The organism is Bradyrhizobium ferriligni (assembly GCF_056837965.1).
In genome coordinates, this window is sequence record NZ_JBXEJO010000013.1 from 81,178 (window position 1) to 93,867 (window position 12,690).

Sequence of the window (12,690 nt, forward strand, 5' to 3'; positions counted from 1 at the left end):
ACTGTCGTCAGCCGCGAAAGCGGTGACGGCATTCGAGAGACATCGACGCCTGAATCGAACGGCCGTTGCAACCTGGATGCCGCGCTTTCGCGGGCATGACGCGAAATCTGCACGACGGCTGTAAGCTGGCAGACGGCGGCTTCCGCGGGCAACACACCTCGCGTTCCAATCGGTGCGATCGGGTCCGCGGGCCGTCCGCCGGTTTCGCACAATTTCATTAAAATTGCAGGGTTCCCGTTGGCGCGCATTTAAGTCGCTTGCGTCACCGTACTTCGGAAAATTGGCAAGCGTCTCAGGAGAGCACATGAGGCACAGCCGTTTATTCATTGCATCGTCATACCGGCCATTGCGTATTACTCGCCGGCACCAACAGAAGACCAGCCTGTTTCGACACTTCGTTCGAGACCAGTCGGGCAGCTATGTCATTATTTCAGCGCTGCTCATGCCGGTCCTGGTCGGCACGGCAGGGCTCGGTACCGAAGTGGGATGGTGGTACTACAAGCATAAGAACATGCAGAGTGCTGCCGACTCCGGCGCGGTAAGCGCCGCAACGGCGGCAAGTGCAGGCGCCGACCTTTTGTCCGAAGCCAATGCGGTCACGGCAAACTACGGTTACGCGAACGGGGCGAACAACGTCACGGTCACGGTCAATCAGCCACCGAAAACCGGCAGTCATACGTCGAACCTGCAGGCGATCGAAGTCATCGTGAGCCAGCCGCAACAGCGGTTGCTGTCGGCCTTGTTCGGCTCGGCTCCTGTGCCGGTCACCGCGCGCGCGGTCGCCCTGCCGAATTCCGGGACGGGCTGCGTGCTTGCGCTCAACGCCAGCGCCAGTCCCGCGGTCAACGTGAGCGGCGGCAACCAGCTCAACCTGATCAAGTGCAACCTTTACAGCAACTCGGGTGCAAGCCCATCGCTCAACGTCGCCGGCAGCGCGACCGTCTCCGCGAATCAGGTCGGCGTCGTCGGCGACGTCTCCGGCACGAGCAACATCACCGCCACCAACGGCGTCAAAACGCACATGCAGCCGATGGCCGACCCGTATGCGAACGTCTCTCCGCCATCGAAGCCGAGCTGTTCGAATGCCAAGATCACGGTCAATTCCAACGGAAAGACGAACTCGCTCAGTCCCGGCTGCTACTCGGGCAGCATCACCGTGAATGCCGGCGCAACGCTGAATCTCGATCCGGGCATCTATTATCTGGACGGCGCCAATCTGAGCGTCTCGGGGAACGCCACCATCACGGGTAGCGGCGTCACCCTGGTCTTCACCGGCTCGGGAAGCAAGTGGGGCACGGCTTCGATCGGCAGCAACGCGATCATCGATCTGACCGCGCCGACCTCGGGCTCCACGAAGGGCATCGTCATGTATGGCGACCGCAACATGCCGGCCGGGACTGCCTTTAATCTCACGGGTGGCGGCACCCAGAACTTCGGCGGCGCCATCTACCTGCCGAAGGTCAACCTCAGCTTCAGTGGTGGTAACGGCACCAGCACATCCTGCACCAAGATCATCGCGGATACCCTGACGTTCACTGGCACGTCGAATGTTCAGGTCAATTGTTCGGCGCTCGGCACCGCGACGATCGGCTCGCAGACCGCGCAACTCATCGAATGAGGTTGGCCCCGATGCAAATCCAGAAATCCTTACCCACGAGCCACGGCGGGTTGCTTTGCTCTCTGACACGGCGCATGAGCGCTGCCGTTCACGACAGACGCGGCGTCGCGGCCATCGAATTCGGCATCATGATTCCGTTGCTGTCCCTGATGGTCGTCTCGGTAACCGACATAGGGCTCGCGCTCTATCGCAAGATGCAGGTCGAGAATGCGGCGCAAGCGGGAGCGCAATACGCGATCGTGCGCGGCTTTGACGAGACTGGCGTTACCAGCGCCGTGACAGCCGCCACGAATTCCACAGCCATCAACGCTTCGCCCAAGCCGTACCAGTTTTGCGGATGCCCGACGAGCTCGGGGGTCAGCACCGTCAGTTGCGGCGCGGTCTGCCCCAGCGGCGCGCAGGCCGGAACATATGCCATGGTTTCGGCGCAAGGGACCTACTACACGCTGATCAATTATCAGATCGTGGCGGCCTCATACACTTATAGCGCCCAGTCCACTGCGAGGCTGCAGTGAAGCTCACAACGCTATGGCGGGACAATCGCGGGGCCTCGGCGCTGGAATTCGCGCTGACCGCTCCCGTGTTCTTCCTGTTCATATTTGGCATCATCGAATTCGGACTGCTGTTCTGGACCCAGCTCGGGCTGCAGCACGGCACCGAAATGGCGGCGCGTTGCGCGACCGTCAACAGCACGCTCTGTCCAAGCGGCAGCGCCATCACGAATTACGCCGCGCAGCAGGCGTTCGGCCTCACACTTCCGGCGCAGACATTCACCTATTCCACGTCAGCCTGCGGCAACGTGGTCAGCGCGAGTTATGCATTTCAATTTGCACAATTTCTCAATCTGTCCCCGGTGACGCTGACCGCCCGGGCATGCTTTCCGAGTTGAGCTCGTAACCCTGGCTGGCCTTCCGCGCCGCCAGCGCGTCCGCGACTGCGCCATTGATTCAGATCAACATCGCACCTTCCAGGGGCCCGCACAGTTCGCCGGATTGATCCTGCCAGAACTTAATATGCGCCGATTGGAGTCTCCATGAGCTGAAATTTATTACAGGAGGGTAAAATGAGCCGCGGAATGCCATCGATGACTGCGCTCCTTGGAATGCTCGCCCTTGCCGGCTATCAGAACCGGGACAAGCTGATGGAAATGTTGAACAACGCGACGGGTGCTTCGTCCAAGACGGGGGGCGGGCAGGCGCAGGCACAAGGCGATTTGTCGAGTGTCTTCAGCAGTATGCTGGGCGGTGGAGGCGTCGGGGGCCTTCTTGGTGGCGGTCTTAGCGAATTGCTCGATCAGTTCACGAAAAACGGACAGGGAGAAGCTGCCGAGTCATGGGTGGGGCCGGGCCCGAACAAAGAAATAGCACCTCCTCAGCTCAAGCAAGCGATAGGTCAGGATGTTCTGGCAATCCTGGTGAAGCAGACCGGACTGTCGCAAGAAGAGCTCCTTGCGCGACTTTCGCGCGAGCTGCCAACAGCCGTCGATAAATATACGCCGGACGGTCGCTTGCCTCCCCGGGACGTTTGATCGCCGCGCACAGGAGGCAGCGAGATGAGCATCATCTGGACCATCATTGTTGGGTTTCTGGCGGGTGTCGTTGCGAAGTTCATCATGCCCGGAGGCAATGAACCTTCGGGGTTCGTGTTGACGACTATTTTGGGTATCGTCGGGTCGATCCTGGCGTCTTATCTCGGACAGGCGCTCGGCTGGTATAAGGCGGGCGAAGGCGCGGGCTTCATTGGCGCCGTTGTCGGAGCGATCATCCTGTTAGCGATCTATGGGTTCTTTGCCGGAAAGCGAACTGCTTGATCTAATCAGCCATGGTGGCTCCGCAGATCCCGGATAAGCATGGGTTGCTTGACTTCGTTGCCAGCCCATTCGAGTTGCTGAAGGGGGCACTTCGTCAGCTCTACGAGGGCGAATCTTCGGCCGCCGTGCGGTTCAGATACGCCTTGCTTGTGCTCGATGCCGTCACGGTGTTGTTTGTCATCGTGACGTCGTTCCTTCCTCGGGGCAGGGCTGTTGAATCGCTCGACCTGGTGTTAGGCGTCCTGATCCTTGCGGATTTCTCGGCGCGGTTGATTATCAGCCGGCATCCGTTGCGGGAATTCACCCGTCTGTCGACATGGACGGATATCGTCGTGGTAATTTCATTTCTTGCGCCGCTTGCCGGAGAAGCTGGCGGATTCCTGCGCACACTTCGAACATTGAGATTGCTCCGCGACGTCCGGATGGTGGCGCGGCTTCGTGCTGACAGCTCCTTCTTCCGGCAAAACGAGGAAGTCGTGTTTGCCGTCGCCAACCTCGCCGTGTTCATTTTCGTGATGACCGGAATAGTCTACGAGACTCAGAAATCTCACCACAATCAGATCGCCAATTACGCCGATGCGCTTTACTTCACCGTCACGGCGCTGACCACGACCGGTTTCGGTGACATCACCTTACCCGGCACGACTGGCCGGCTCATTACCGTGGTCATAATGATCTTTGGCGTGACGCTTTTTCTGAGTCTCGCCAAAGCCTTGTTGGCGCCGGCAAAGGTGCGGTTTTCGTGCCCGGTCTGCGGCCTGCAACGCCATGATATCGATGCCGTTCATTGCAAGGCATGTGGCACGGTATTGAATATTCCTGATGAAGGGTCCGGCTAGCCAGATGCCGCCGAGTACACGGTCGACCCACGTGCAGGGCGGACTTGGTCTTTCGTCCGTTGTTGGCCCATCTCGGACCTCGGCCAGTGTCTGCTTCTGCGCCGCTGCTGAGGATCTGGCATACGTCGCGCCTTTGACCAATACATGCCCTAGCTGGCCTTCCGCGCCGCCAGCGCGTCCGCGACTGCGGTGCGGATATCGGCCACCGAGAACGGTTTCGTCACCACGTCATGCACGATCGCCTCGAGACCGGAAGCGCGCTCGCGCTGATGGGCGAAGCCGGTCATCAGCAGGATCTTCAGCGCAGGGAAGTCGCGCGCCGCGGTCAGCGCCAGCGCGATGCCGTCCATCACGGGCATCTGGATGTCGGTGAGCAGAAGGTCGAACGCGCCTTCGTCGCGCGTCAGCACCTCCAGCGCCTCGGCGCCGTCCTGCGCGGTCACGGTTTCGTGGCCGTCCATGGCGATGGCGCGCGCCACCAGCGAGCGCATCGAGTCTTCGTCGTCGGCGATCAGAACACGCGTCATGGTGATTAGTCGGTTCCCGATGGAGTTGGCCGGCGGCTCACGCGCGGCTGCCGGTGAGATCACGCTTGTTGAAGAAGCGTACGTCGATATTGCGGCCTTCGGGCGGCGGCGAGGCGAGGCGCGACTTGAAGAAGGCTCGCTCACCGGGATTGAGCACCGGCTGCTCCAGCACGGCGTTCCAGGCGTAGATTTCGGCGCCTTGCGCGTCGCGGACCGAGAAGCGCAGCCGCGGCAATTCGACCGGCTTCCTGGTCTGGCCGACGATCATGCCCTCGATCACCAGTACCGGTTTGCCGTCCACGGTCTCGTTGGTGATCTTGAGATCCTTGAAGGCGAGCCCGCGCAAATTCACGTCGAGCCCGGCCATCTTGTAGAACAACGCGGTCTGCGGCAGCAGCCGCACCACGTCGTTGCGCCAGACGAACAGCGCGATGACCAGCGCGGCCATGGCGCCGCAGGTGGTCGGCAGGGCGCCGACCACGGGCATGAACGGAATTCGGGGCAGGGCGGGCAGGCGGAACAGACGGGGAAGCCGGGGTAGGCGGAAGCGCCCCCTGGTTCCGGCGTCCCCGGCGTCGGCATGGGCGGCGGCATCCGCCTCGGCCAGCGTCGGCCATTCCGAGGCGGCGTCGCTGCCCTCGGCGGGCAAATCGGCCGAAATCGAGGGGCTCTCGACCACCGGGGTCCCGTCAGCCTCCTCCCGGCCCATGGCCTCCCATTCGGCGGCGAGATCGGAACCGGCGGACTGATAGGCCAAAGTGGGCGCGGCCGCCCCGATGGCGTCCTCCGGCCGGGCCAGCCAGACCTCTCGGCAGCGGGAACAACGGACGGTACGTCCGGCCTCGCCCAGGGTGGCCGGATTGATGGCGTAGGATGTTGTACAATGCGGGCAAACAATATGCATGGAGGCCGAATCTCCACCGTGTGGATGCCCGGATGCTACTTAGCGACCGTTAACGAATCGGAAACCATAACCGAAGCACAAGCTTTCTGTGCGGTTCGCGGACGCTCGGCCGAAGTTCGGGCCGTCTTCGCCATCGGTGTGGGGTATTGGGCCATCGGCCCTCTCGAACGGAGCTAGCGCATTGGTTCGGTTCGAAAATGTCGGTCTGCGCTACGGGCTCGGCCCGGAGATTTTGCGCGACCTCTCGTTCATGATCCCGGCGCACTCGTTCCAGTTCCTCACCGGGCCGTCGGGCGCGGGCAAAACCTCGCTGCTGCGGCTTTTGTTCCTGTCGTTGCGGCCGACCCGCGGGCTGGTCAATCTGTTCGGCAAGGACGTCTCGCTGCTGAGCAAGGACCAGGTCGCCGACCTGCGCAAGCGGATCGGCATCGTGCTGCAGGATTTTCGCCTGCTCGATCACATGACCACCTATGAGAACGTCGCGCTGCCGTTCCGCGTGATGGGCCGCGAGGAATCGAGCTATCGCCGCGAGGTGATCGACCTCTTGAAATGGGTCGGCCTCGGCGAGCGCATGGATGCGCTGCCGCCGATCCTGTCGGGCGGCGAGAAGCAGCGCGCCGCGATCGCGCGCGCGGTGATCTCGCGGCCGCAGCTGCTGTTGGCGGACGAGCCGACCGGCAGCGTCGATCCGACGCTCGGGCGCCGCCTGCTGCGGCTGTTCATCGAGCTCAACAAATCCGGCACTGCGGTCATCATCGCGACCCACGACATCACGCTGATGGATCAATACGAGGCGCGGCGGCTGGTGCTGCATCAGGGACGGCTGCACATCTATGAATAGGAGCGGCGACGAGAAAGTGTCGTTGGTCGATCTCGGGCGCGAACGCCCGCAGGTCCCGGCCACCGCGCGCAACATGTCGCCGATCGTGCCGCGGGCCTCGATCTCGGGCCGTGCGCTGGTCGCGGTCGTCGCGATCATGACCTTCCTCGCCTCGTTGACGACAGGCACCGTGCTGCTGGTCAGCGCGTCGGCCGCCGAATGGCAGTCGGAAGTGTCGAGCGAGATCACCATCCAGGTGCGCCCCTCGCTGGGCCGCGACCTCGATCGCGATGCGCAGGCCGCGGTGGAGGCGATGCGGGCGCAGCCCGGCATTCTCGAGGTCCGTCCGTTCAGCAAGGAGGAATCCGCCAAGCTGCTGGAGCCGTGGCTCGGCAGCGGGCTCTCGATCGACGAACTGCCGGTGCCGCGCGTCATCGTGGCTCGGGTACAGCCCGGCACCACGCTCGATCTCGCCGGCTTGCGCGCGCGGGTGACGCAGGCGGCGCCGACCGCAAGCGTCGACGATCACCGTGCCTGGATCGAGCGCATGCGCTCGATGACCGGCGCCACGATGTTCGCCGGCGTCGGCATCCTCATCCTCGTGATCATTGCAACCATCATCTCGGTGTCGTTCGCGACCCGCGGCGCGATGGCCGCCAACCGCCCGATCGTCGAGGTGCTGCATTTCGTCGGCGCCGGCGACAGCTTCATCGCCAACCGCTTCCTGCGGCATTTCCTTCGGCTCGGCCTCCAAGGCGGGCTGATCGGCGGCGGCGCGGCGATGCTGGCGTTCGGCTTCTCCGAATCGATCGCCAACTGGTTCTCCGGCACGCCGGTGGGCGACCAGTTCGCGGCCTTGCTCGGCACGTTCTCGCTGCGTCCGTCGGGCTATCTGGTGCTGGCGATGCAGGCGGTGCTGATCGCGGCGATCACCGCGTGGGCATCGCGGCGCACCCTGTTCGCCACGCTCGACGACATCGACTGACGGCGCCGCGAAAACTCGAAATCATGGCGCCGCCTCGTGATTGCATTTCGTCGCCCAGGTGTGATTTCGCGCGCATGCACGCGGCCCTGGCGGAGGGGAAAACCGGTTTCCACTTTTCCGGATCATGCTTTAAAATCCCCCGGGGGGAAGGATAACCGCATCACATGAGTTTGCAGTCCGACGATACGTCGCCGAATGGCCTTGCCGCGCGCCCGCGCGGCTGGCTGCGCGCCGCCATCGTCGCGCCGCTGGCGCTTGCCTTCGTCGCCGCGGCGGTCGGCTTTGTCGGCTTCCTCTCGCAATTGCGCGGCGTCGAGACCGATCCGCCGCACAACGCCGACGGCATCGTGGTGCTGACCGGCGGCTCGTCGCGGGTGTCGGATGCGATGGAGCTGCTCGCCGCCGGCTACGGCAAGCGCCTGCTGATCTCGGGCGTGCATCCGACCAACGACGCCCACGACATTTCCCGCTCGGTTCCGGACAGTCAGGGGCTGATGCGCTGCTGCGTCGATCTCGACCGCTCGGCGGTGAACACCCGCAGCAATGCGGCGGAGACGCGGCGCTGGGCGCGCGAGCGCGGCTTCAAGTCGCTAATCGTGGTGACCTCGAACTACCATATGCCGCGGGCGCTCGTGGAACTGTCACATGCGATGCCCGATGTCACACTGATCCCGTTCGCGGTGGTCGGCGACAAATGGCGCGACGAGCCGTGGTGGACGAGTGGCGGAACGTTCCGTCTCTTGCTATCGGAGTACGCCAAATATGTCGCCGCGGAGATGCGGGTGCGGCTGGCCGATCTCGGCCTCGACCTGACCTCCGATCTCGCCGAGCAGCCGGCAACGCCGCCACCCCGCCCGGCTACGGCGCTGGCGAATTAGTACTGGGACTTAGATGATCTTCCTGCGTTCGCTGATCTTCAACGTGCTGTTCTATCTGGTGCTGGTGGTGCTTTGCATCATCGCGCTGCCGGCGCTGCTGCTGCCGCGCGGCGCGCTGATGGCGATCGAGGCCGCGTGGGCCAACACCAGCCTGTTCCTGATGCGCGTGATCTGCAACATCAGTGTCGAGTTCCGCGGCGTCGATAAGATTCCGAGCGGGCCGCTGGTGGTCGCCTCGAAGCACCAGTCGTTCTGGGAGACCTTCGCACTGGTGCGCTTCTTCGAGCATCCGCTGTTCATCCTGAAGCGCGAGCTGATGATGATCCCGGTGTTCGGCTGGTACCTCAAGAAGGTCGGCATGATCTCGGTCGAGCGCGGCGGTGGTCCGCGTTCGCTGATCAAGACGCTAAAGCGCGCGGCGGCCGAGGTGAAGCTCGGCCGCCAGCTTGTGATCTTCCCCGAGGGCACCCGCACCGCGCCCGGTGCGGCGCCGAACTACAAGGCCGGCGTCGCGCAGATCTATGCCGAGAGCGGCGTGCCGTGCCTGCCGATCGCGCTCAATTCCGGGCTGTTCTGGCCGCGCCGCACCTTCATGCGCTATCCCGGCACGCTGGTGGTCGAATTCCTCGATCCGCTGCCGCCGGGATTGCCGCGCGATGAGTTCATGACCCGCCTGCGCGACCAGATCGAAACCGCCACCACCCGCATCGTCGAGGCCGGCCGCGCCGAGCAGGCGAAATTGTTCGGCGGTGTGCCGAGCAAGGCGAAGGGGTAGGCCGCGATGCGGTGAGTTACCGCATCGCGAATGGCGTCGCCATCACTGACCGGCCGCCGCGTCGGTGTTGAAGGTCTCGCCTTGCGGCACCCAGCTCTTCCCGTCGAACGTCGCGATCTGCATCTGCGTGAACGGCGCATAGCGGTCCGGCCGTGTCGAGATGGCGATGCCGGGCAGGAGCAGTGGCGCGACGACCTTGTTGAGGTTGGTCGCCTGCTTCAGCAGGTTCTCGCGCGTCAGATCGTCGCCGCACATCTCGATGATCTTCACTGTCATATAGGCCGAGATGTAGCCGGTGACGTTGCTGCCGTCGGCGATGTCGCCTTGCGGATACCACTTCGCCAGGAAATCCTTGAACTCCTTCACATCGGCCGCGTTCTCCCAGCTCGGATCAGTGGGCGTCTTGAACGCCAGCGCGGTCAACAGTCCCTTCGAGGCTTCGATGCCGGCCGGCTCCATGACGCCCTTGATCGATGAGGAGACGCTGACCACGTAATTCAGCGGTTTCCATCCGAGCTCGTAGACCTTGCGGATCGCCTGCGCGCCGAACTTGGGCGTCGCCATCGTGAACAGCGTGTCGGCGCCGGATGCTTTCAGGGAGACGATCTGCGAGTCGACGGTGGGATCGGAGACCTCGTAGGTCACCTCCTTGACGATCATCGTCTTCGCCTTGTCGCCGAGGCCATCCTTCAGCCCCTTGACGTAATCCTTTCCGGCATCATCGTTCTGCGAGAACACGCCGAGCTTCGCGTCGGGCTTGTTCTTCAACAGGTATTTGGCGAAGATCATGCCCTCCATCTGGTAGGGCGGATAGAGCTGGGTGGTCCACGGGAAGTTCTTCGGGTCGTCCCATTTGGCCGCGCCGGTCGAAATGAAGATCTGCGGGACCTTCTTCTGGTTGAGGTACTTCTGGATCGCTGAATTGGTCGGCGTGCCGATGGTGCCGATGATTGCCAGCACCTCGTCCTGTTCCACGAGGCGTCGCGTCTGCTCCACGGTCTTCGGCGGCGAATAGGCGTCGTCCAGTGAAATCAGCTTGATCTTTCGGCCATTGACGCCGCCCTTCGCGTTGATCATCGCGTAATAGGCCTCTTCCATGCGCCCCTGGGTGCCATAAGCGGACGCTGGACCGCTGTAGGGCATGGTCTGGCCGATCTTCACTTCGGTGTCGGTGACGCCGGGGCCGTATTTCTTGTCGGCGAACGTCGGTTGGGCGGCCGCAAGTGTGAGCGCGCAGAACAATGCGCCTGAGTAACGAAGCGTCATGGCGAATCTCCCCAAATATCGGCCACACTCTTCGGTGTGTGCCGCAGGCACTCATGATCGCTGCTCCGCGCTGCACGTCAAGTGCGGCCGCTTGGCGCGCGGGTGCCGTCGTACCTCTGTCCGTCCGAAAGAGGAAGCAAGCGACGTCAGTGCAGAAAGCTTACCGCATCACGAACGGGTTCGCCGGCACGTCCGTCGCGGTCGAGATCCAGACGCTCTTGGTCTCCTGATATTCGCGGACCGCGTCGATGCCGCTTTCGCGGCCGACGCCGGAGTGCTTCATGCCGCCGAACGGCATCATGTAACTGATGGCCCGGTAGGTGTTCACCCACACGGTGCCGGCGCGCAGTTGCTTCGGCACGCGGATGGCGCGCGCGAGATCCTTGGTCCAGATCCCTGCGGCAAGGCCGTAGATCGTGTCGTTGGCGATCCGGATGGCGTCTTCCTCGGTGTCGAAGGAGATGATCGACAGCACCGGGCCGAACACCTCCTCGCGCGCGATCCGCATGGTGTTGTCGACATCGGTGAAGATGGTCGGCTCGACGAACTGGCCGCCCTTGATGCCGTCGCCGGTGGCCGGCTTGCCGCCGAGCAGGCAGCGCGCCCTCGGCTTTCGCGATGTCGATATAGTCGAGCACTTTGTTGTATTGCGCCGGCGTCGTGATCGGGCCGACATTGGTGTCTGACTGCATGGGATCGCCGATCTTGGCGGACTTCGCCAGCTCCAGCACCCGCGCGACGAATTTCTCCTTGATCGAGCTCTGCACCAGAAGGCGCGACCCCGCGATGCAGGTCTGCCCCGTGGCGGCGAAAATGCCGGAGATCGCGCCGGCCGCGGCGGCGGTGAGGTCGGCGTCCTCGAACACGATGTTGGGCGACTTGCCGCCGAGCTCGAGCGAGACGCGCTTCAGGCTCTTGGCCGCGGTCTCGTAGACCTTTGCGCCGGTCGTGTCCGATCCGGTGAACGTGATCTTGGCGACGCCGGGATGGGCGATCAGCGCGGAGCCCGCCTCGGGACCGAAGCCGGTCACCACGTTGAAGATGCCGTCGGGAATTCCGGCCTCCTTGGTCAGCGCGGCAAATTCCAGCGTGCTGGCCGAGGTGAATTCCGACGGCTTGACGACCACAGCGCAGCCGGCGGCGAGCGCGGCGGCGCATTTCCAGGCGACGAACAGCAGCGGCGAATTCCAGGCGGTCAGTGCCGCGACCACGCCGACCGGCTCATGGGTCGTGTAGGCGAAGGTGTCCGCCTTGTCGATCGGCACCAGGCCGCCCTCGAGCTTGTCGACGAGCCCGCCGAAATACCACCACCATTCCGGATGGTAGCGCAGCTGGCCGAGCATCTCGGCCATCAGCTTGCCGTTGTCGCGCACCTCGATTTCGGCAAGACGCTCGGCATTGGCCGCGACGAGGTCGCCGAGCTTGCGCATCGCCTTGCCGCGTGCCGAGGCCGTCATCTTCGCCCAGGGGCCGCGCCACATCGCCTCATTGGCGGCCTTCACCGCCTTGTCGGCGTCGGCGGCGGTGCCGCGCGGAATCTTCGCCCAGGCCTCGCCGCGATAGGGATCGATGCTGTCGAACCATTCGCCATTGGCGGGGTCGACATGCTGGCCGTTGATGTAGAGCTGATAGGTTTTCATGACATCCTCCCGCAAGGCGATGGTTCTGGTTGGCGGAACGCTATCACGCAATACGCGACGCCGTCATAACGCAGTCGCGTGAGCCGGGTTGCACCCGGGGCGGGCCGCTATCGGCCATGCGGCGCGGCAAGCTCGGCGGCGATGATCGCGCCGAGCGCCATGTCGCTCTGCTGTCCGAAGCCATGATGCACGATGTTGCCGTCGCGGCCGATCAGAATGCTGGTCGGCGTTCCCTGCATGCCGTAGCGCTGCATGGTGACCGGGATCGGCGTGCCTTCGCCGGCCTCGTCGACGCCGATCGGGAAGGTCAGCCGGTACTCGTGGATGAAGGCTTCCAGCGACACCTCCGTCATCGCCGCGTGGTGCTCAAATACGGTGTGCAGCCCGATCACCTGCAGGTCCGAATGCTTGAACAGCTCGAACGCGCGCTGAGTCTGCGGCGTGCCGTGCGCGACGCAGCCGGGGCACAGCATCTGGAACGCGTGCAGCAGGACCGGGCGGCCGCGCAGCGCGGCCAGGGTCAGGGGTTCGCTGGTGTTGAACCAGCGCGACGCGGCGATATCAGGTGCGAGAGTCACAGCTGGGTTCCTTGCGTCTGCCACCGCGCGGCAGGGTGGCAAGATCGGCG

Annotated in this window: 14 protein-coding genes and 1 pseudogene; 10 read left to right on the forward strand and 5 right to left on the reverse strand. The window is 63.7% G+C overall.

Translation table 11 applies throughout. The features are described from left to right. The first annotated feature begins 280 nt into the window (after window positions 1–280). The 6 genes from AC1VNY_RS10120 to AC1VNY_RS10145 all read left to right on the forward strand — a co-directional run bounded on the left by AC1VNY_RS10120 (window position 281) and on the right by AC1VNY_RS10145 (window position 4,267). The gene (locus AC1VNY_RS10120) at window positions 281–1,618 is read left to right on the forward strand and encodes a TadE/TadG family type IV pilus assembly protein (RefSeq protein WP_482405032.1); all 1,338 of its coding nucleotides are present in this window, start codon (window positions 281–283) and stop codon (window positions 1,616–1,618) included. A 74-nt stretch (window positions 1,619–1,692) separates the two neighbouring features. Further along, on the forward strand, window positions 1,693–2,133 hold the full coding sequence (locus AC1VNY_RS10125) for a TadE/TadG family type IV pilus assembly protein (protein ID WP_482405033.1): 441 nt from the start codon (window positions 1,693–1,695) through the stop codon (window positions 2,131–2,133). Beyond that, window positions 2,130–2,507 carry a TadE/TadG family type IV pilus assembly protein gene (locus tag AC1VNY_RS10130; protein ID WP_244980929.1) on the forward strand — a complete coding sequence of 126 codons (378 nt, stop codon included), beginning with the start codon at window positions 2,130–2,132 and terminating at the stop codon, window positions 2,505–2,507. The genes AC1VNY_RS10125 and AC1VNY_RS10130 overlap by 4 nt, the downstream gene beginning before the upstream one ends. A 174-nt stretch (window positions 2,508–2,681) precedes the next feature. Further along, window positions 2,682–3,146: a YidB family protein gene (locus tag AC1VNY_RS10135; protein WP_482405034.1), complete on the forward strand. Its 465-nt coding sequence runs from the start codon at window positions 2,682–2,684 to the stop codon at window positions 3,144–3,146. Between the two features lie 24 nt (window positions 3,147–3,170). Further along, a complete protein-coding gene (locus tag AC1VNY_RS10140; protein ID WP_283067731.1) occupies window positions 3,171–3,428 on the forward strand; it encodes a GlsB/YeaQ/YmgE family stress response membrane protein in 258 nt (85 codons plus the stop codon). A gap of 44 nt (window positions 3,429–3,472) precedes the next feature. Then, window positions 3,473–4,267 carry a potassium channel family protein gene (locus AC1VNY_RS10145; protein WP_482405035.1) on the forward strand — a complete coding sequence of 265 codons (795 nt, stop codon included), beginning with the start codon at window positions 3,473–3,475 and terminating at the stop codon, window positions 4,265–4,267. Between the two features lie 149 nt (window positions 4,268–4,416). On the opposite strand, the gene AC1VNY_RS10150 is transcribed toward AC1VNY_RS10145, so the two are convergent. Beyond that, window positions 4,417–4,794 (reverse strand): response regulator, encoded by a 378-nt coding sequence (locus tag AC1VNY_RS10150; protein WP_028340383.1) that lies wholly within the window; start codon window positions 4,792–4,794, stop codon window positions 4,417–4,419. Window positions 4,795–4,831: 37 nt separating this feature from the next. Continuing rightward, window positions 4,832–5,698, reverse strand: coding sequence for an MJ0042-type zinc finger domain-containing protein (locus tag AC1VNY_RS10155; RefSeq protein WP_482405036.1), 867 nt, complete (start codon window positions 5,696–5,698; stop codon window positions 4,832–4,834). Window positions 5,699–5,879: 181 nt separating this feature from the next. Between AC1VNY_RS10155 and ftsE the strand changes: the two genes are divergently transcribed. The 4 genes from ftsE to AC1VNY_RS10175 all read left to right on the forward strand — a co-directional run bounded on the left by ftsE (window position 5,880) and on the right by AC1VNY_RS10175 (window position 9,156). Continuing rightward, the gene (gene ftsE, locus AC1VNY_RS10160; RefSeq protein WP_016845305.1) at window positions 5,880–6,539 is read left to right on the forward strand and encodes a cell division ATP-binding protein FtsE; all 660 of its coding nucleotides are present in this window, start codon (window positions 5,880–5,882) and stop codon (window positions 6,537–6,539) included. Then, window positions 6,532–7,503, forward strand: coding sequence for a cell division protein FtsX (locus tag AC1VNY_RS10165; RefSeq protein ID WP_482405037.1), 972 nt, complete (start codon window positions 6,532–6,534; stop codon window positions 7,501–7,503). The genes ftsE and AC1VNY_RS10165 overlap by 8 nt, the downstream gene beginning before the upstream one ends. A gap of 164 nt (window positions 7,504–7,667) precedes the next feature. Then, complete coding sequence (locus AC1VNY_RS10170; protein WP_028340386.1) at window positions 7,668–8,381, forward strand: YdcF family protein; 714 nt, start codon at window positions 7,668–7,670, stop codon at window positions 8,379–8,381. Between the two features lie 13 nt (window positions 8,382–8,394). Beyond that, on the forward strand, window positions 8,395–9,156 hold the full coding sequence (locus tag AC1VNY_RS10175) for a lysophospholipid acyltransferase family protein (protein ID WP_482405038.1): 762 nt from the start codon (window positions 8,395–8,397) through the stop codon (window positions 9,154–9,156). Between the two features lie 42 nt (window positions 9,157–9,198). Here AC1VNY_RS10175 and AC1VNY_RS10180 read toward each other — a convergent pair whose 3' ends face one another. From AC1VNY_RS10180 to AC1VNY_RS10190, 3 genes and pseudogenes are all read right to left on the reverse strand, one after another. Continuing rightward, window positions 9,199–10,422 (reverse strand): ABC transporter substrate-binding protein, encoded by a 1,224-nt coding sequence (locus tag AC1VNY_RS10180; RefSeq protein ID WP_482405039.1) that lies wholly within the window; start codon window positions 10,420–10,422, stop codon window positions 9,199–9,201. A gap of 160 nt (window positions 10,423–10,582) precedes the next feature. Beyond that, window positions 10,583–12,062: pseudogene (locus AC1VNY_RS10185) on the reverse strand (aldehyde dehydrogenase). Between the two features lie 107 nt (window positions 12,063–12,169). Beyond that, window positions 12,170–12,640 (reverse strand): peroxiredoxin family protein, encoded by a 471-nt coding sequence (locus AC1VNY_RS10190; RefSeq protein WP_028340390.1) that lies wholly within the window; start codon window positions 12,638–12,640, stop codon window positions 12,170–12,172. Window positions 12,641–12,690 lie beyond the last annotated feature (50 nt).

What these genes read in the sequence shown, in the direction of transcription:
- AC1VNY_RS10125 (WP_482405033.1), top strand. Translation starts at nt 1,693, where the DNA reads ATGAGCGCTGCCGTTCACGACAGACGCGGCGTCGCGGCCATCGAATTC.
- AC1VNY_RS10135 (WP_482405034.1), top strand. Translation starts at nt 2,682, where the DNA reads ATGAGCCGCGGAATGCCATCGATGACTGCGCTCCTTGGAATGCTCGCC.
- AC1VNY_RS10140 (WP_283067731.1), top strand. Translation starts at nt 3,171, where the DNA reads ATGAGCATCATCTGGACCATCATTGTTGGGTTTCTGGCGGGTGTCGTT.
- AC1VNY_RS10150 (WP_028340383.1), bottom strand. Translation starts at nt 4,794, where the DNA reads ATGACGCGTGTTCTGATCGCCGACGACGAAGACTCGATGCGCTCGCTG.
- AC1VNY_RS10155 (WP_482405036.1), bottom strand. Translation starts at nt 5,698, where the DNA reads ATGCATATTGTTTGCCCGCATTGTACAACATCCTACGCCATCAATCCG.
- AC1VNY_RS10165 (WP_482405037.1), top strand. Translation starts at nt 6,532, where the DNA reads ATGAATAGGAGCGGCGACGAGAAAGTGTCGTTGGTCGATCTCGGGCGC.
- AC1VNY_RS10170 (WP_028340386.1), top strand. Translation starts at nt 7,668, where the DNA reads ATGAGTTTGCAGTCCGACGATACGTCGCCGAATGGCCTTGCCGCGCGC.
- AC1VNY_RS10175 (WP_482405038.1), top strand. Translation starts at nt 8,395, where the DNA reads ATGATCTTCCTGCGTTCGCTGATCTTCAACGTGCTGTTCTATCTGGTG.
- AC1VNY_RS10180 (WP_482405039.1), bottom strand. Translation starts at nt 10,422, where the DNA reads ATGACGCTTCGTTACTCAGGCGCATTGTTCTGCGCGCTCACACTTGCG.